The organism is Polaribacter tangerinus (assembly GCF_038024095.1).
In the GTDB taxonomy this organism is placed as follows: domain Bacteria; phylum Bacteroidota; class Bacteroidia; order Flavobacteriales; family Flavobacteriaceae; genus Polaribacter; species Polaribacter tangerinus.
This window is the reverse complement of the sequence record NZ_CP150668.1, coordinates 1,395,387-1,414,132: the sequence shown is the minus strand read 5'-3', so window position 1 is coordinate 1,414,132 and position 18,746 is coordinate 1,395,387. Positions and strand designations below refer to the sequence as shown.

The window sequence follows — 18,746 nt, the reverse complement described above, 5'->3', positions numbered from 1 at the left end:
AAATCTATTAATGTAAAAACTTATCAATAACATAAATTATTGGAACTAATGTTATATATAAAATACTTGCTAGCATTAATTTTCTAGCATCTTTGTTTTCTTTGCTTTTGTACAATTTTACTCCATAATATAACATTAGCACACCTAAAAGTGCCACTATTATAGCAGTTGTTGGATAAATATAAAAGGCACCAGATACTTTTAAAACGGGAGCAACTGAAACTAAAATCATCACTATTGTATAAAAAATAATTTGCTTTACAGCACCGGTATCTTTAGTTCCCATTGGCAGCATGTTAAATCCGGCTTTTTTGTATTCTTCGAATTGTAACCAACCAATAGCCCAAAAGTGTGGAAACTGCCAAAAAAATTGAATCATAAATAAAAACCCAGCTTCAATTCCGAAGTTATTAGTTGCAGCCACCCAACCTAACATAAATGGTATGGCACCTGGTATTGCACCTACAAAAACCGTTAATGGTGTAATTGCTTTTAAAGGAGTGTAAACACAGGCATATAAAAAGATAGAAATGGCTCCAAACAAAGCCGATTTAGGATTGATGCTATATAAAATTGCTATTCCAGAAATTGTAAAAAGAATAGCTACAGTTAGTGCAGTGTTTACAGACATTCTACCTGTTGGTAGTGGTCTGTTTTGAGTACGTTTCATAATAGCATCGGTATCTTTTTCTATTATTTGGTTGTATGCATTTGAAGCGCCAACCATAAAAAAACCACCTATAGCTAATAAAAATAAGGTAAAGTAATTAACAGTTTCTACCGCAAGAAGATATCCGGTAAGGGATGTAAAAACAACACTTAACGATAAACCAACTTTGGTAAGTTGTTTAAAGTCTGAAAAAATACGTTGTATAGACATTTTACGATCTGAAATAACTGCTGTATCCATTTTACCACGGTTAGTTTGCAAAGATATTTGATAAATCTGAATTTACCATAGCTTTTAACTCCTTTTGTTTGCTTTCAATAGAAAAATATTGGTAATTTTTGAAAGATTATTTAAACCTTAATAGGTTGTTTAAAGTTAGTTGTTGTTGCAAGTTAAATGTAAACACAAGTCTTATAATGAAAATAAACTAACTATTTATATTGAAAAATGCAATCGTAAATTATTTTGTATTTGGTTAATGGACTGAAGAATTAATGGGCATAAATTTTTAAATTTAAACACATAAAAAAACCCACTCAATAAATTGAGTGGGAAAATTGCTATGAAAAAGAAAAAGTGTAATCCTAAGAAAGGACTACACTACAAAGATATACTTTATTTTAATATAAAAAAACTTTTATTGTTTTTTTAGAAATCTAAGTACCAATTAAATAAATCGGCTCTTATTCCTGCAGAAAACCATACAGTATTCCCAGCAGGGAAAGGAGTTGTAGCAGTTTTTGGAGAAAATCTTCTAAATGTTAAACCAGCAAAAAGACTTAAATTATTTGATGGATTTAGTAAATAATTGCCTTGTAAGTCTGCTAAAAATATGTTTGCAGTGTTTCCTTGCGTCAAATTATTGCCAACATCTGCAAATCTATCATCATAAGATTGGTAAATATTTCCACCATAACTAATTGCTTCATCTGCAAAATCAAATCCTTTTTTACCAGCTATTATTTTTGCATTAAAACTCCATCTGTCTTTTTTATATCTGGCAATGGCTATTGCTTCATAAAAATTTGCACCCCACAAATGGCCCATTGGCTGGCTGTAATTTCCGTAATTTAAAATGGGCGATTTATGCGCAAATGTGTAGGGCCTAGCATAGTTGTACTCTAGTTGTAAAAAAAGGTCTTTTACATTAAATGCATCAAAGTATTTTGCTCCTAATTGATAGGCAAATTTATTTCTCCAATCGCTTAAGTCATTTAAGTTTCCTACCGAAAACTCATCTACCATTAATTGTGAGTATAGAGAAATATTATTTGTTAATTTATATTTTCCTGTGAGTCCAATAATTGCGTTACCGGCATCTTCACCACGATTAAATTCTACAGATCTATAAAAAAGAACAGGATTTAAAAAACCAGCGTCAAAGCCATTTTCTCCAGTAGAAATAGCTGTTTCAAATAGACCTATATTTAGTTTATCTGTAATATTTAAACTAAGGTAATGGGCTGCAATGTATTTTCTTTGGTGTTCATTTGGGTTAATAGCAGAGGCTAGAGAAGGTTCTGTGTTCCACATCCAAATATTGGTATATTGTATTTTCCAGAAATCTACTTTCATTTTTAAGTAAGTGGTAGGTGCAGAAACATCCGAAAGTATAAAAGATCGATATCCATCTCCAATAAAATTTCTGCCATTTCCAAATTGAAACTGCATAAATTTATTAGGTTGGTACGCTAAATAACCCTCTGCAACTGGGTAATCAAAACCATCTTCTTTAAATCTTTTTGCTTTTCCCCTTCCAGGAACTAAACCTTCCGAGTTTTTGGGTCTAGTTAATAAAGAATTGTTAAAGGTAGCTGTATTTATGTAGTTTGCAAACCTAGCTTGACTTTCAAAAACTGTAGCAGAATACGAAAACTTATTTCCTAAGCCACCATTTACAGTTATTATTCTTGAATTATTATAGGTGTAAGGAACATCAGAATTGTCTTTACCTACTTGTACATCCACCAAAAAATCTACTGTTAACCAAAAATCTTTTTCTTTAATTTGAAGTAAATGCTCATTCCAAATTTTTTTGCCAACCCATGATTTTTTTGATGGTTTTAAAAACTTTTCTTTTTCAGAGGTTAAATCAATATAGGTATTTATTTCATTAAAAACATAAGGTTTAGAGGCTGTATGCGTTCCCTTAGCTTTGTGTAATGCAAATTCATAATCTACATATCTTTGATGTGTAAAAGGAATATTAAGCTGACTTTCATGCTCTAGAAATGAGGCATTAGCTATTTTATTTTTTTCAACCACATCAAATAAACTACGTTTTTTACTTTCTTTATTTTCTATTGGTTCTTTTGTACTTGATATGGCAGTTCTGTCTGTTTGTAATGGGAAAGAGATAGGTAACTGAAACTGCATTTCTATAGAATTGTTATTATATTTTGCAGCAATAACCTTTGGTAGTTTTAAAAATGTTTTTGCAATTGCGTCTTTAATTTCTTGGTAAGGTGTGTTTACATAAATAAGTTTAAAGTTACCTTCTTTGTTCACCACAAATTGTGCGTTTATAGTATCTGTATAATTTTCTCTAAAGACTATTTCAGGAACTTTAAAAATTTTGAAAAACTCTTTTTTAGTAGTAGATAAAAAACAATCTTTTGCATTTACAACTTTTTTTTCTTTGCAAGAATCAAACTGAGGATATACTTCAGATTGTGAAAAACTGAGAGCAGTTATAAAGAGAAATAAAAATGTGAATTTTTTAGTCATTGTGTAATTTTATAACAATATTATTTTTTAATTGATAGGTTTCGTTGCTTTCTTTACAAGTTGCCAGACCATTATTATCAAAATTTAGGCGATGTCCGTACTCGCTAACCCAGCCAATTTGTTTCGACGGATTGCCTACAACTAATGCGTATGGTGCAACATTTTTTGTAACTACTGCTCCAGCACCAACAAGGGCATACTTACCTATAGTATTACCACAAATAATAGTAGCATTTGCACCAATACTTGCCCCTTTTTCTACCAGGGTTTCTATATATTTATCTTGTCTAATAATAGCACTTCTAGGGTTTGTAATATTGGTAAAAACCATAGAGGGTCCTAAAAAAACATCTTCTTGGCAAATTACGCCGGTGTATATAGATACGTTATTTTGCACCTTTACATTTTTACCTAAAAATACTTTAGGAGATACCACAACATTTTGCCCAATATTACAGTTTTCGCTAATAATTGCCTCTGTCATAACATGGCTAAAATGCCATATTTTTGTTCCTTTTCCTATTTGGCAGCCTTCGTCTATAACTGCTGTTTGGTGTGCAAAGTAATTTTTCAAAATTAATATTCTAGGTTATTTAGGTTTTTATTTTCTTTTTTTGTTACTATTTCTTTTGCAGAAGAAGTACCAATTCTATCTACCCCAAAAGAAATAAATTTTTGTGCTGTTTCGTAATTTTTAATACCACCTGCTGCTTTTATTTTTAACGGTTTTGCATTTTCTACAATTAGACGCATATTTTCTATAGTAGCACCATTAGGTTTATTTGTTTTTGTTTTGTAAAAGCCGGTAGAAGATTTCACAAACACATTTTTGGTGTTTTTTTCTCCGAAATTATCTAGCACAATTTGTTTTATTAAACGTGAAATTACAATTATTTCTTCATTTGATAAAGCAGCTACTTCAATTATCCATTTCACAACTTTGTTATTCTTTAGACAAATAGCAGTGCCTTTAGTCACTTCTTCTTTTATTAAATCGATATTTCCGTTTTTAAAAGCGCTGTAGTTTACTACAAAATCTAGTTCGTTAGCACCTAAATCAATTGCTTTTTTGGCTTCTTTTAGTTTTTGGTTAACAGGAGCTTTTCCTTCAGGAAAATCAATAACAGTTCCAATAAGAACCGATTTTTTTAGTGTTCTTTTTAGCAACGTAATATACAAAGGCCTAACCATTACTAGTTTATAATTGTAAGTGTTTGCCTCTTCTGCCAAAGCGATAATTTGCTTTTTTGTATCGGCACTACTAATATTTGCTTGACTAGGAGTTTTTAAATAGGTAGCATCTAAATAATTAGCTATTGGTAAGTTTTTAGAAGGAAAATACATATTATAAAATACAAATTTCAAATTCCATATTAGTAGGTATAATATGAGGTTTCATATCAATTAAAAATAAGAGTTCAATTATTATTAAGTAAAACAATTACATTCATATACTTAAAAAACTATTTTGCTATTATGTTACAAAATAACCGATATAGTAAATGAATACATCACGTTATTTTCTACCAAAATCAGCAGGAATTTCTCCCCAAGCTTTTGTTTCCCATTTTAAAATCGGATTTTTAATCGTATTTTCTTTTAGCCAATTTTCGGCTCTTTTAATTAACTCTAGCAAATCTTTGTTAGTATCGTTAAAATGAATATTTGTTTTACAACGTTTTTGCTTTATCCAACTCATGGCAATTTTAGAATCTGAATAAATAGGAATGTCTTCTTTATTTTTACCCTTTAAAAGTGCAATTCCATGTACTAAAGCTAAAAATTCTCCAATATTATTGGTGCCGTTTTTAAAAGGTCCTTTTTTAAAAATTTCTTTTTTGTTGTGTGTAAAAACACCTCTATATTCCATTGCACCAGGGTTTCCTGAACAAGCAGCATCTACAGCAATGCTCTCTAAAATAGGGGTGCCAAAAGACGCTTTTTCTTTTGCTGAAAGCACAGGTTTTGTGGTATTTTTACCCTTATATTCCTCGTATTTTTTAGAGAAAGCAACTTCGGCTTCTTCTAAATTCGAAAAACTTTTGTATTGGGCATTTTCAAAACCTTCTATTTGTTTTTTACAAACATTCCAAGAAGTAAAAACACCTTTTTTTCGTCCGTTCCAAACTACGTAAAACTTTTTTTTACTCATTAATACTTACAATTACTTCTTCTAATACTTTCGGAAAATAACGCTGCTCTAAAAGATGAATTTTTGCTGCTATAGTTGTAGGAGTGTCTTGGTTTGTTAAAGCGGTTTCTTTCTGAAAAATAATGGCGCCTTCATCATAATTTTCATTTACATAATGAATGGTAATGCCCGTTTCGGTTTCATTATTTGCTTTTACTGCTTTGTGTACATGCATTCCATACATTCCTTTTCCGCCATATTTTGGCAATAATGCCGGATGAATATTTATAATTTTGTTAGGAAAAGCCGTTACTATTTTTTCTGGAATTTTCCATAAGAAACCAGCTAATACAATAAAATCTGCCTCTTCTTTAAGTAGGTTTAAAATGTTGTCTGTTGTAAAAAAATCGTTTTTTGTAAAATGAATACACTTGGTGTTTAGTTTTTTACAACGTTCAAAAACTTTGGCATGCTCATTGTTACACAGCACATTAGTAACCTTAGCGGTTTTAGTGTGATTAAAATAAGAAATAATGTTCTCTGCATTCGAACCAGAACCAGATGCAAAAATAATAATACGCTTCATATCTATCTTTCTAAGCTACAAAAAAAAGAATAATTATTAACAAACCGATACTATTAAGTGAAGATTAAATTATTTTCTTTACTTTTAAGCATCATTTTTTGGACAAAAATTAGTTATAATTAATAAGATTTGTATTTTTGCCCAGATTTAAAATTTAAAATTAAAAAATTATGTCAGACATTGCATCAAGAGTAAAAGCGATTATCGTAGACAAATTAGGCGTTGACGATAACGAGGTAACAACAGAAGCGAGCTTCACAAACGATTTAGGAGCAGATTCTTTAGATACTGTTGAGTTAATTATGGAATTCGAGAAAGAATTTGATATTCAAATTCCAGATGATCAAGCAGAAAACATTGGTACTGTAGGTCAAGCAGTTAGCTATATAGAAGAAGCAAAAAAGTAACATTTATATGCAATTAAAACGAGTTGTAGTCACTGGACTTGGCGCATTAACGCCAATTGGTAATAATATAGAAGAATATTGGAACGCTTTAGTTAACGGAGTTAGCGGAGCAGCACCTGTTACATATTATGATGCTGCCAAGTTCAAAACTCGTTTTGCTTGTGAGCTAAAAAACTTTAATGTCACAGATTTTATAGACAGAAAAGAAGCTCGAAGAATGGATCGCTTTACGCAATATGCAATGGTGGCTTCTGATGAAGCAATCGCAGATGCGAATTTAGATTTAGAAAAAATCAACAAATTACGTGTGGGCGTAATTTGGGGAGCAGGTATTGGTGGTTTAGAAACCTTTCAAAACGAAGTTTTAAACTTTGCAGAAGGAGACGGAACTCCAAGATTTAATCCTTTCTTTATCCCAAAAATGATTGCCGATATTGCTCCAGGTCATATTTCTATTAAAAACGGATTTATGGGCCCAAATTATACAACTGTTTCTGCCTGTGCTTCTTCTGCAAATGCAATGATAGATGCCATGAATTATATTCGTTTAGGCACTTGTGATGTTATTGTTACTGGTGGTTCTGAAGCGGCTGTTACAATTGCAGGTATGGGTGGTTTTAGTTCTATGCACGCATTATCATCTAGAAACGATGATCCTAAAACAGCCTCTAGACCTTTTGATGCAGAACGTGATGGTTTTGTATTAGGCGAAGGTGCAGGAGCTATTGTTCTAGAAAGTTACGAGCATGCAAAAGCCAGAGGTGCAAAAATTTATGCAGAGGTAATTGGTGGTGGAATGTCTTCGGATGCCTACCATATTACTGCGCCACATCCTGAAGGAGTTGGTGTGGTTGCTGTAATGAAAAACTGCCTAGAAAATGCAGGAATTAAACCCGAAGAAGTAGACCATATTAATACCCATGGTACTTCTACTCCTTTAGGTGATGTAGCTGAATTAAAAGCTATTTCTGCTGTTTTTGGAAATCATGCCAAAAACATCAACATTAATTCTACAAAATCTATGACCGGTCATTTATTGGGTGCAGCTGGTGCTATAGAATCTATCGCCTCTATTTTGGCAATGAAACATGGTATTGTTCCGCCAACAATAAATCATCAAAATGTAGATGAAAATATAAACCCTGAGTTAAACTTAACCTTAAACAAAGCTCAAAAAAGAGATATTAAGGTAGCCATGAGTAATACTTTCGGTTTTGGTGGCCACAATGCATGTGTTGCTTTTAAGAAATTAGACGAGTAGTCTATGAACTTTATTCGCAAAATAGTAAAATCGCATTCTCCTGAAGAATCCGTATTTTATGGCGAATTAAAAAAATTACTAAACTTTTCTCCCAAAAAAATTACCTATTATCAAAAAGCATTTACACACCGTTCTGTGCAGATGACAGATAGCAAAGGTAATCCTGTAAATTACGAACGTTTAGAGTTTTTAGGAGATTCTATTCTGGGTTCTGTAATTGCCGCTTATTTATATAAAAAAGTGCCCAAAGGCACAGAAGGTTATCTCACACAAATGCGTTCTAAAATTGTGAGTAGAGACCATCTAAACGAACTCGGAAAAGACTTAAATCTTATTCAGTTTGTAAAAAGTAATATAGACCAAGCAAATGTGGGAGACAATATTCATGGAAACATTTTTGAAGCTTTAATTGGCGCAATATACTTAGATAAAGGGTATAACTTTTGTCAGAAGTTTATTCATAAAAATGTAATTGTACCTTACGTAGATATACAAAAGTTAGAAGGTAAAATTACAAGCTATAAAGGATTGATAATAGAATGGTGCCAGAAGCAAAAAAAACAATATTCTTTTGATACTTATGAAGATTCTGGTAACGAGCAAATAAAACATTTTAGCGTTAAGATAAGTATAGATGGTAATCAAATAGCCAAAGGGAGAGCAACTTCTAAGAAAAAAGCAGAAGAAATGGCTGCCAAAAGAGTATATTTTGCATTTCAGAATGAAATATCGTTAGATTAAAGCGATAACGTTTTCGTGAAAATAAAATATAATCTCGCAAACAATTAGTAATTTAGCAAGATTAAAATCACTAAAAGTTAATTTACAATTTATGCAAATTCATGCTTTAGGTTTAGACGATTTTGGCGAAGAAGAATACGCACTAATTGGTATTCATACAGCATTAGAAGATTATAAACTGGCATATTTGCTTAACAAAAATTTAAACACTCGCTTTTCTAAATCAATCAAAGATTTAGAATTTGAAATCGAACGTATTAATGCATCGTTTTCTCTCTACAATTTCTCTAGTGAAGAATATAGCTTCGAGTGGTTTTTGATTGAAAATAGCTTTAAAAGAGAAAATCAATTAGCATCTAACGAGTTACTACTTTCTACCGAAACGAAGACTTACTTAATTCCAGAGAAAAAAAAAGTAGATTTTTTTTTAAAAATTTCTGGCGAAGGAGTTTTTAATTTTGTAGAAAATACAGTACAAAAAATTAATAATATTGAGCAAGTAGTCACTTCTTATTCAATAGATAAAAACACACTAAAGTCTAAAGACTTTTTAATATTTTAAGAATGAAGCCATACAAAAAAACAAAAATAGTAGCCACATTAGGTCCTGCCACAGGCTCTAAAGAAATTTTAACCAATCTTGCTAAAGAAGGTGTAAATGTATTTCGAATTAATTTTTCGCATGCAGATTACGAGAATGTTACAAAAACAGTAAAAACAATAAGAGAAATAAATGAAGAAAATGGTTTTAATGTTGCCATTTTAGCAGATTTACAAGGTCCTAAACTACGTGTAGGAGTTATGGAAGATGATGTGGTTTTAGAAGATGGCGACCTTTTTACCTTTACTACAGAAAAATGTATCGGTACCAAAGAAAAGGCGTTCATGACATATCAACGTTTTCCAAAAGATGTTAAAGTTGGAGAACAAATATTAGTAGACGATGGGAAATTACTTTTCGAGGTTGTATCTACAGATAAAGACAAAAAAGTAGTGGTAAAAACTATTGTTGGTGGTGCATTAAAATCTAAAAAAGGGGTTAATTTACCAAACACAGCAATTTCTTTACCAGCTTTAACTGAAAAAGATAAAGAAGATGCCATTTTTGCGTTAGGTTTAGATGTAGATTGGATGGCACTTTCTTTTGTTAGAACGCCAGAAGATTTACGAATGTTGCGCGATTTAATAGATGAGCATTCTACTTATAGAGTGCCAGTGATTGCTAAAATAGAAAAACCAGAGGCAGTTGCCAATATAGATTCTTTAATACCTTATTGCGATGGATTAATGGTGGCTCGAGGAGATTTAGGTGTAGAAATACCAATGCAAGAAGTACCACTAATTCAAAAAATGTTGGTAGAAAGAGCTAAAAAAGCTAGAATACCCGTTATTATTGCTACTCAAATGATGGAAACAATGATAGAGAATTCTGTACCAACAAGAGCAGAAGTAAACGACGTTGCGAACTCTATTATGGATGGTGCAGATGCAGTAATGCTCTCTGGAGAAACATCTGTTGGAAAACATCCAATAAGAGTAATTCGAAAAATGAGGGAAATTATTGTAAGTGTAGAAAATTCTGATTTAATTAAAGTACCACATCAAGCACCACATATTAGAACAAACCGTTTTATTACCAAAGCAATTTGTCATCATGCAGCATTAATGGCAAATAATATAGATGCCGCAGCAATTTCTACCCTTACAAATAGTGGTTATACAGCATTTCAAATTTCTGCATGGAGACCAAAATCGAAAATATTGGCTTTTTCTTCTGAAAGAAGAATTTTAGGAAAACTAAATTTACTTTGGGGCGTGAAAGCTTTTTATTACGATAAAAATTTAAGTACCGATGATACGGTTGTAGAAATTAACAATATATCTAAAGACAAAGGCTTTGTAAACCAAGGAGACTTTATAATTAATTTAACCTCTATGCCAGTTGAGGCAAAAGGAATGGTGAATACATTACGTGTTTCTCAGATAAATTAACACATATTTTATTATATAAAAAAAGGCATTCTGTTATAGAATGCCTTTTTTACTTTTAAATTTTCAATACAATTATGAGTCTTCCAATTTCATAGAAAGTGTTAACCATCTTTCTTCCTTAACTTCTAGTTGAGTATTGATTTCTTGTAGTTCTTTCGATTTTTTTGGAATATCTTCTGGGGCAATAGCTACATTTAAAAAGTCGGTTTCTATAGCTGCTTTTCTTTTTTGTAAACGTTCAATCTCTACTTCTAAAGCACCAAACTCTCTTTTTTCATCAAAAGATAGGGTTTTTTTAGACGTTTTCTTTAACGGTTTTTCTACTTTTTTTGAAGCAGATTTTTCTGCTATTTCTTCTTCTTTGTCGTTTGAGCTATCATATGTTCTAAAGTCTGAGTAGTTTCCAGGAAAATTTTCCACCACTCCATTACCTCTAAAAACAAACAAAGCATCTACAATTTTATCCATAAAATACCTATCGTGCGAAACCACCAAAAGATTGCCAGGGTAATCTAATAAGAAATTTTCTAGCACGTTTAGAGTAACTACATCTAAATCATTTGTAGGCTCATCTAAAATTAAAAAATTTGGATTCTGAATTAAAACAGCACACAAATAGAGTCTTTTTTGCTCGCCTCCAGAAAGTTTTTCAACAAAATCATATTGCTTCTTTTTATCAAATAAAAAACGTTCTAATAATTGTGATGCAGAAATTTTTCTACCTTTTGTAAGTGGTATAAACTCTCCGAATTCTTTTATTACTTCAATAACTTTTTGTCCTTCTTTAATGTTAATACCAGCTTGTGTGTAATAGCCAAATTTTACGGTTTCACCCAAGATAACTTTTCCACTATCTAAAGGAGATTTCTCTGTTATAATATTTAAAAAGGAAGATTTTCCTGTACCGTTTTTACCAATAATACCAATACGCTCACCACGTTTAAAAACATAATCGAAATTTTCTAAAATCTTTTTATCACCAAATGATTTTGTAACTTTATGTAGCTCAAGAATTTTACTTCCTAAACGTTCCATATTTATTTCTAACTGAATTTGATGGTCTTTTCTTCGTTGGTGCGCTTGCTCTTTTATTTTGTAAAAATCGTCTGTTCTAGACTTAGATTTTGTAGTTCTTGCTTTTGGCTGTCTTCGCATCCAATCGAGTTCTTTTTTAAACAAGCTTTTTGCTTTTCCTAAATTGGTAGCTTCTAAAGCGAGCCTTTCCTCTTTATTTTGAAGATAGTAAGAATAGTTTCCTTTGTATTTATATATTTTTCCTTCGTCTAACTCTAAGATTTCATTACATACACGTTCTAAAAAATAGCGGTCGTGAGTAACCATAAAAAGAGTAATTTTTTCTTTGGCAAAAAATGCTTCAAGCCATTCTATCATTTCTAAATCTAAATGATTTGTTGGCTCATCTAAAATTAATAAATCAGGTTTATTAATAAGAACAATGGCTAGAGAAAGTCGCTTTCGTTGTCCGCCAGAAAGCGCTCCAACTTTTAAGCTTAAATCGTCGAGTTTCAATTTCGATAATATTTGCCTGTATTGTGTTTCAAAATCCCATGCATTGTGCTGATCCATTAAATCGAAAGCGGCTTGGTACGCTTCTGTATCATCAAGATTTTTTAATGCTTTTTCGTATTTGTTTACAATAGAAAGTATTTTATTATCAGTAGCAAAAATGGTTTCTTCTATGGTTAATGCTGGATTAATGTCGTCTTTTTGAGCTAAATAAGCAATAGAAATACCCTTTCTGCTAACTACTTGGCCAGTGTCTGGAACATCTAAATTGGCAATAATATTTAAAATGGAAGTTTTTCCACTTCCATTTTTTGCAACAAAAGCCACTTTTTGGTCTTTATTAATTCCAAAAGAAATGTCTTCAAACAATACTCTATCTCCGTAAGCCTTAGAGATATTTTCTACTGATAAATAGTTCACGTGTTAAAAATTTTTACAAAGAAACGAAAAACCCTAGCAAAGCCTTTGATTTTTAGTCTATTTAATTTAAAAAAATACCACTTATTTTTACCATTGCTCATTTTTTACAATCTCTTAATTAGTGTTATATTGCGACTTATAAAATTGATAAAATTTATGAAAATAATTGTTCCAATGGCGGGAATAGGTTCTCGTTTAAGACCACATACTTTAACCGTTCCAAAACCATTAACAGTAATTGCTGGTAAACCAATTGTGCAAAGACTTGTAGAAGATATTGCTAGCGTAATTGACCAAAGCATAAACGAAATTGCTTTTATTATCGGTCCTGCAAAAAAAGGTTTTCCTGCCAATACCGAGGCAACTTTATTACAAATTGCCAAAGAATTGGGGGCAAAAGGTTCTGTATACGTTCAAGAAGAGGCCTTAGGAACAGCACATGCATTATTTTGTGCAAAAGAATCTTTAAGTGGCCCTTGTGTTGTGGCTTATGCGGATACTTTGTTTAAAGCAGATTTTAAACTAGATGCCAATGCCGATGGGGCAATTTGGGTAAAGCAAGTTGCAGATCCTAGTGCTTTTGGTGTAGTAAAGTTAGAAGAAGGTTTTATAACAGACTTTATAGAAAAACCAACCAAATTTGTATCTGATTTAGCAATTATTGGAATTTATTACTTTAAAGATGGAGATAGAGTAAGAGAAGAAATTCAATATTTAATTGATAATGATTTACGAGAAAATAATGAGTATCAACTTACAAATGTGTTGGAAACGTTAAAAAGTGATGGAGCAAAATTTATACCTGGTACGGTAAATATTTGGATGGATTGTGGTAAAAAAGACCCGACCGTAGACACCAATAAGCAAGTTTTACAATTTGAGCACCAAGCCGGAAATAATTTAGTTTCTGAAGAAGTAATTTTAGAAAATTCAGAAATTATTCAGCCTTGTTATATCGGAAAAAATGTGGTGCTTAAAAACACTAAAATAGGTCCTTTTGTTTCTATTGGAGAGAATAGTGTTGTAGAAAACAGTACCATTACCAACTCACTTATTCAAACAAATGTTACCATTACAAATGCCAATTTAGACAATGCAATGATTGGTAACCATGCTGTTTTTAATGGTAAATTTACCTCTGTAAGTATTGGAGATTATACAGAGCTTAGTTAAGATGTTTAGAAGAAAATACATACTGCAAAAATTTACAACTAATAGTAGTTTTTTATACGGTTGTATTTTCTTTTTTATGTTGATTTCCAATAATTTTAGCGCACAAGACAGTATTCCGTTAGCTGCCGATTTTACAGAGGATAAAGAGCTAGCGTTTCAAGAGTATTTTTTTGAAGCACTATCTCAAAAAGCTATTGGTAAGTATCAGCAAGCCATAGAAAACCTAGAAAGTTGTCATCAAATAATACCAAATGATGTAGCTGTTTTTTTTGAGTTTTCTAAAAATTATTATCAGCTTAATAATACAATTTTAGCAAGAGAATATTTACAGAGAGCCTTACAAAAAGACTCCGATAATATATGGATGCTTAAACATTTAGTAGCAATTTTTGTAAAAGAACGCAATTTTACCGAAGCCATTAAAGCTCAAAAAAAAGTGGTAGAAATCGACACGAAAGAACGTGTTAATTTAATTCGATTATTTATACAAAATAACGATACCAAAAATGCTATTTCTTTAATGGATGTTTTAGAGAAAGAACAAGTCTTACCCTCTAATTATAAGCGTTATAAAGCTTCGTTAAAAAATCGAACTAAATCGGAAACACCTGTGAATACTCAAAATAATACCGATTTAGAAAGTTTAAAAAAACAGTTTACAGCAACAAAATCATATTCATTATTAAAAACTATTTTAGAGAACCCTTCAAATACCCTAGAGCAATTATTGCTGTATAGTTCGGAGGGAATGATACTTTTTCCTGCGCAACCTTTTGTATATTTATCTCATGCAAAAGCCCTACATGCTAACAAACAGTACACAAAAGCTATAGAAACATTAAATAATGGTTTGGATTTTGTAATAGAAACAACTGTAGAAATTACTTTTTACAAGGAATTGATGATTAATCATAAAAAAATGGGAAATAAAAAAGAGGTAGAAAAACTGAAATTAAAACTACAGAAACTAAAGAAATAGTATGAAAAATATAATATATCTGTTTTTTTTAGTCTTAGTATTTGCTGCTTGTAAGTCTAAAAGTATTGCTATAGATAAAAGTGCTATTGCCACTAAAATGTCTGCAAGGCGTGTAGTTAAAAAACACATTGCTGCAAATTTTTCTAAAGAAACATTAGATGCAAAATATTCGGTAAACTACGAGGGAGAAAATATAAAACAACGTATATCTGTAAATATAAAAATAGAAATAGATAAAGTAATTTGGTTAAAGGGAACTAAGTTTATTAATGTTTTTAAAGCCAAAATAACACCAAATAAAGTGCTTTTTTATTCACCGTTAGATAGAACTTACTTCGATGGAGATTTTTCTTTATTAGAAGAAATATTAGGAACTCCTATTAATTTCGATCAGTTACAAAACCTGTTTTTAGGTCAGGCTATTTTAGACTTGAAAAAAGAAAAACAAGAAGTTAGTATAGAAAATAATGTGTATGTACTATCTCCTAAAACACAAAATATATTATTCGATACTTTCTTTAAAGTACAACCTTCTCATTTTAAATTATTGGGCCAGTCTATTGTTAATATTGAAAAAAAACAACGGTTAGATATTTCTTATTCGGATTATTTTACACAAAAAAAGGAGATTTTTCCTTCTAAAATGGTAATTTTAGCAAAAGATAATACTAAGCAAACAACTATAGATTTTAATTTAAAATCTGTTATTTTTAATAGTGATTTAAATACATCATTTAAAATTCCTAGCGGATATAAACGTATAAAATTATAGTGATAAAGACTCGTTTACAAATTTTTATGCTATACTTTTTTTGTAGTTTAACTACGTTTAGTCAAACTAAAAAAGAGTTAGAAGCACAGCGAAAAAAGCTAAAGGCAGAAATAAGGCAGGTAAACTCTTTGCTTTTTAAAGAACAAAAAAAAGAGAAAAATGTTTTAGAAGATTTAAGCGATATTCAGCAGAAAATAGCGGTTAGACAAGAGCTTATAAATACCATAAATTTAGAGGCTGCTTTATTGTCTAAAACAATTGATAAAAACACCCGAAAGATTGCAGTTTTAGAAAAAGAGCTCGAGGCTTTAAAGGCAGATTATGCAGCTATGATTTTTAAATCGTACAAAAGCCGTTCTAAACAAAGTAGGTTAATGTTTTTATTGTCTTCACAAAGTTTTTATCAAGCTTATAAAAGGGTTTCTTACTTAGAACAATATACATCATTTAGAAAAAAACAAGGAGAAGAAATTGGAAAACAAGCACTAGTAGTGCAGCAACTTATAGATTCTCTCACCTATAAAAAACAATCAAAAGATAGTTTAATTGTTTCTGAGAAAGATCAAAAAAAACAAATAGAGTTAGATAAGAAGCGTCAAGAATTGCTACTAGCAAAAATTAAAAAGAAAGAAAGTGCTTACAAAAGAAATCTTCAAAAGAAAATTGCAGAAGAGAAAAGAGTGGCACAAAAGTTAGATAAAATTATTAAGGCAGCCATTGAAAAGGCAAATAGATTGGCTGCAAAAAAATTAAAATCTACACCTAAAACAAGCAAGAGAAACGAATTTATACTGAGTCCGGAAGCAAAAGAATTAGCGGCAAATTTTGAACTTAATAGAGGTAAGTTGCCATGGCCCGTAAAAGAGGGTGTGGTGGTTAGAAGGTTTGGTAAACAGCGCCATCCAACTTTTCCTGGTATCGAAATAAACGGAACGGGTTTACATATCGTAACCAATCAAAATAACAATGCTTTGGCTATTTTTAATGGTACAGTTTTAAATGTTTTGGTTTCTGCAGAAGGAAGAAGAAATGTATTAATACAACATGGTAACTATATTTCTTCCTACAATAATTTAGATAAATTATATGTTAGAAAGGGCGATGTTGTAAAAACTGGTCAAAATATAGGTCATATTTTTACAGATAAGGTTTCCGGAAAAACGACTTTAATTTTTGTACTTTACAAAAATACCACAAAATTAAACCCAGCTGTTTGGCTTTTAAAAAGATAATTAAAAGCTAATCTGGTTGCGGAAAATATTTAATATTCTTTTGTAGAATTACCGAATTAGGCATGGTTATTAATTCTTTTTCGGGAGTTTTTAGTGTAATAAAAAAAGCTCCAATATCTTTTATTTGACCTGTAACATTGTTGTCTTTTTCTAACACTGTAATAGTATCGCCAATTTTTACAGGATAATTTATAAATAATATTAAACCCGCTGTAATATTCGAAAGTATAGACCATTGCGCAAAAAAAGCAATTCCTAATACTGTTAAAAAAGAAGAAATATATACCAATAGTTGTTTTTGGTCTACTCCCCAAAGAAAGGCTATTAGCACAATAATGGTAGAGTAAATTAAAATTGTAATTATTTTATTGGTTACTAATATTCTCGATTTTTGAAAACCAAATTTTGTTTGAATTTTCTTTAATGAGTTAATGATAATAATTCGTATTAATATGGCAAATAATATAAATCCTAAAGACCATATTATTTTTATTCCAAATAAATCTGTCATTTTATAGGTGTTTAGTTAAACAATGCTTTTAGTTCTGTAGCCTCATTAGGTTTCATTTTTCCTGCTAAAACAAGGCTTAGTTGCTTTCTTCTTAAGGCTCCTTCAAAACGTTCTATTTCCAATTCTGTTTCTGGTAACAATTGCGGAATTTGAACTGGTTTTCCTGTTTCATCTACAGCAACAAAAGTATAAATACCTTCGTTTACTTTTGTTCTGTGTCTAGATTGTCTGTCTTCTATCCATACATCTACATACACTTCCATAGACGATTTAAAAGCTCTAGAAACTTTGGCTTCTACCGTTACTACGCTTCCAACAGGTACAGATTTATTAAACGCCACATGATTTACAGAGGCCGTTACTACAATTCTTCTTGAGTGTCTTCTGGCGGCAATACTACAAGCTCTGTCCATTCTAGCTAGTAATTCTCCACCAAAAAGGTTATCTAAATAGTTGGTTTCACCCGGTAAAACTAGGTCTGTTAATATTGTTAATGATTCTTTGGGAGTTTTAGCATTCATTGCTTTTAAATTTTTTGCAAAGATAGGCAATCATTTTATCAAAATTTTAGAAGTCTAAAAAAAGAACAGACTACTTTTACAACAGTAGTTTTATTGTTAGATTCTATAACAAAATAAGTTAGAAAATTAGAGGCCTTAAAAGATACTTAAAACGTTACTCTTTTACTAAGAGCCAAGCCTCTTTGCTAATGGTTCTTTTTATTTTATGAAGATGGTTTATAGCATCGTTTTTATTTGCATAACTAGTAAAAGCAACTTGGGTTAAACCCCATTTATTAAGTCCAATAATAAAGGCATTAAAACCTTTTTGTTTTAATTGAGCTACTTTTTTTTCTGCATTTTTTCTAAATTGAAAAGAGCCTGCTACCAAATGAAAAGGTTTAGCTGTTTTTTTAACTACATTTAGTTCTAATGTAGGTAGTGGATTTGGAATTACAAAAGTAGCTGTTTCAATCTTTTTTTGGAGTGCAATTTCTTGTTGAGCAATGGTTACTTTTTGCTCATTTACTTTGTAGTTGCTGTAAGCTGCTACTCCTAAAGTTAGTAAAATTGCTGCCGTAGCTGCATATTTAATAAAGGCAGGAACTTTTTTCTTAGAAGTACTTGTTTCTAAAGGTTTTACTACTTGTTTATAGTTGTTAATTACAGGTGATGTAACATTAGAAAGACCAAAAGATGATGTTAAAAAGTTGGTACTTTCATTCGGTTCAAAAATTATTTTTTTAGCTGAATTTAAAGAAAGGATACCAAGATTTTCTAAAGCAACTTGAGACGATTGCAATTGATTTTGCCATTGTATGACACTTAAAGAAATTGCAGTAGCTGCTTTTTCGAATGAGATATTTTCTGAAGCAGCAATATAATTTGCCAACAAACCGTCGTTATGTTTTAGATGACTATTAAATGTTATTTGTTTAGAAGGAGCATAAAAAGTATGAGTATCTTTTTGCAACCTCGCACCAATTTTGTTGGTTACAAAACCCCCAAAATCAGGAACAATTACACATTCGTACCTATATAATAAATCGTTAATGTAGCGCTCTAAAATCATAATAACAAATATATAATTTTAACAGTATTATTATAAAAAGTTCTC

At 30.9% G+C, this 18,746-nt stretch carries 19 protein-coding genes; 9 read left to right on the top strand and 10 right to left on the bottom strand.

Annotated elements, in window-relative coordinates:
- Positions 1-7: 7 nt before the first annotated feature.
- The 6 genes from cyoE to WHD54_RS06080 all read right to left on the bottom strand — a co-directional run bounded on the left by cyoE (position 8) and on the right by WHD54_RS06080 (position 6,114).
- Positions 8-910, bottom strand: coding sequence for a heme o synthase (gene cyoE, locus WHD54_RS06105; protein ID WP_088324291.1), 903 nt, complete (start codon positions 908-910; stop codon positions 8-10).
- Positions 911-1,318: 408 nt separating this feature from the next.
- Positions 1,319-3,397 (bottom strand): gliding motility protein RemB, encoded by a 2,079-nt coding sequence (locus tag WHD54_RS06100; protein ID WP_088324292.1) that lies wholly within the window; start codon positions 3,395-3,397, stop codon positions 1,319-1,321.
- Positions 3,390-3,971: an acyltransferase gene (locus WHD54_RS06095; protein WP_088324293.1), complete on the bottom strand. Its 582-nt coding sequence runs from the start codon at positions 3,969-3,971 to the stop codon at positions 3,390-3,392. Before WHD54_RS06095 ends, WHD54_RS06100 begins: the two co-directional genes overlap by 8 nt.
- Before the next feature lie 2 nt (positions 3,972-3,973).
- Positions 3,974-4,762, bottom strand: a complete 789-nt coding sequence (gene deoC, locus WHD54_RS06090; RefSeq protein WP_317043154.1) for a deoxyribose-phosphate aldolase — start codon at positions 4,760-4,762, stop codon at positions 3,974-3,976.
- A gap of 151 nt (positions 4,763-4,913) precedes the next feature.
- Entirely contained in the window at positions 4,914-5,549 is a 636-nt protein-coding gene (locus WHD54_RS06085; protein WP_088324295.1) for a viroplasmin family protein, read from the bottom strand.
- On the bottom strand, positions 5,542-6,114 hold the full coding sequence (locus WHD54_RS06080) for a phosphoribosylglycinamide formyltransferase (RefSeq protein WP_088324296.1): 573 nt from the start codon (positions 6,112-6,114) through the stop codon (positions 5,542-5,544). The genes WHD54_RS06085 and WHD54_RS06080 overlap by 8 nt, the downstream gene beginning before the upstream one ends.
- A 170-nt stretch (positions 6,115-6,284) precedes the next feature.
- Between WHD54_RS06080 and WHD54_RS06075 the strand changes: the two genes are divergently transcribed.
- The 5 genes from WHD54_RS06075 (at position 6,285) to pyk (ending at position 10,515) form a co-directional block, all read left to right on the top strand.
- Positions 6,285-6,521 carry an acyl carrier protein gene (locus WHD54_RS06075; RefSeq protein ID WP_004569249.1) on the top strand — a complete coding sequence of 79 codons (237 nt, stop codon included), beginning with the start codon at positions 6,285-6,287 and terminating at the stop codon, positions 6,519-6,521.
- 7 nt (positions 6,522-6,528) lie between these two features.
- The gene (gene fabF / locus WHD54_RS06070) at positions 6,529-7,782 is read left to right on the top strand and encodes a beta-ketoacyl-ACP synthase II (RefSeq protein ID WP_088324297.1); all 1,254 of its coding nucleotides are present in this window, start codon (positions 6,529-6,531) and stop codon (positions 7,780-7,782) included.
- A 3-nt stretch (positions 7,783-7,785) separates the two neighbouring features.
- The gene (gene rnc / locus WHD54_RS06065; RefSeq protein ID WP_088324298.1) at positions 7,786-8,523 is read left to right on the top strand and encodes a ribonuclease III; all 738 of its coding nucleotides are present in this window, start codon (positions 7,786-7,788) and stop codon (positions 8,521-8,523) included.
- Positions 8,524-8,614: 91 nt separating this feature from the next.
- Positions 8,615-9,085 (top strand): IPExxxVDY family protein, encoded by a 471-nt coding sequence (locus WHD54_RS06060; protein WP_088324299.1) that lies wholly within the window; start codon positions 8,615-8,617, stop codon positions 9,083-9,085.
- A 2-nt stretch (positions 9,086-9,087) separates the two neighbouring features.
- Complete coding sequence (gene pyk, locus WHD54_RS06055) at positions 9,088-10,515, top strand: pyruvate kinase (protein ID WP_088324300.1); 1,428 nt, start codon at positions 9,088-9,090, stop codon at positions 10,513-10,515.
- Between the two features lie 72 nt (positions 10,516-10,587).
- On the opposite strand, the gene WHD54_RS06050 is transcribed toward pyk, so the two are convergent.
- Positions 10,588-12,462, bottom strand: a complete 1,875-nt coding sequence (locus WHD54_RS06050; RefSeq protein ID WP_088324301.1) for an ABC-F family ATP-binding cassette domain-containing protein — start codon at positions 12,460-12,462, stop codon at positions 10,588-10,590.
- Between the two features lie 156 nt (positions 12,463-12,618).
- Between WHD54_RS06050 and WHD54_RS06045 the strand changes: the two genes are divergently transcribed.
- The 4 genes from WHD54_RS06045 (at position 12,619) to WHD54_RS06030 (ending at position 16,618) form a co-directional block, all read left to right on the top strand.
- Positions 12,619-13,635, top strand: a complete 1,017-nt coding sequence (locus WHD54_RS06045) for a sugar nucleotidyltransferase (RefSeq protein WP_340766471.1) — start codon at positions 12,619-12,621, stop codon at positions 13,633-13,635.
- A gap of 76 nt (positions 13,636-13,711) precedes the next feature.
- Entirely contained in the window at positions 13,712-14,614 is a 903-nt protein-coding gene (locus WHD54_RS06040) for a tetratricopeptide repeat protein (RefSeq protein ID WP_143744264.1), read from the top strand.
- 1 nt (position 14,615) lies between these two features.
- Entirely contained in the window at positions 14,616-15,386 is a 771-nt protein-coding gene (locus WHD54_RS06035) for a DUF4292 domain-containing protein (protein WP_088324304.1), read from the top strand.
- Between the two features lie 26 nt (positions 15,387-15,412).
- Positions 15,413-16,618 carry a murein hydrolase activator EnvC family protein gene (locus tag WHD54_RS06030; RefSeq protein WP_088324305.1) on the top strand — a complete coding sequence of 402 codons (1,206 nt, stop codon included), beginning with the start codon at positions 15,413-15,415 and terminating at the stop codon, positions 16,616-16,618.
- Between the two features lie 7 nt (positions 16,619-16,625).
- Here the strand turns inward: WHD54_RS06030 and WHD54_RS06025 are convergent, their stop codons facing one another.
- The 3 genes from WHD54_RS06025 to WHD54_RS06015 form a co-directional block, all read right to left on the bottom strand.
- On the bottom strand, positions 16,626-17,129 hold the full coding sequence (locus WHD54_RS06025) for a mechanosensitive ion channel domain-containing protein (protein ID WP_088324306.1): 504 nt from the start codon (positions 17,127-17,129) through the stop codon (positions 16,626-16,628).
- A gap of 11 nt (positions 17,130-17,140) precedes the next feature.
- Positions 17,141-17,650: an acyl-CoA thioesterase gene (locus WHD54_RS06020; protein ID WP_088324307.1), complete on the bottom strand. Its 510-nt coding sequence runs from the start codon at positions 17,648-17,650 to the stop codon at positions 17,141-17,143.
- A gap of 154 nt (positions 17,651-17,804) precedes the next feature.
- Positions 17,805-18,701, bottom strand: coding sequence for an SPOR domain-containing protein (locus tag WHD54_RS06015; protein ID WP_088324308.1), 897 nt, complete (start codon positions 18,699-18,701; stop codon positions 17,805-17,807).
- Between the last annotated feature and the right edge of the window lie 45 nt (positions 18,702-18,746).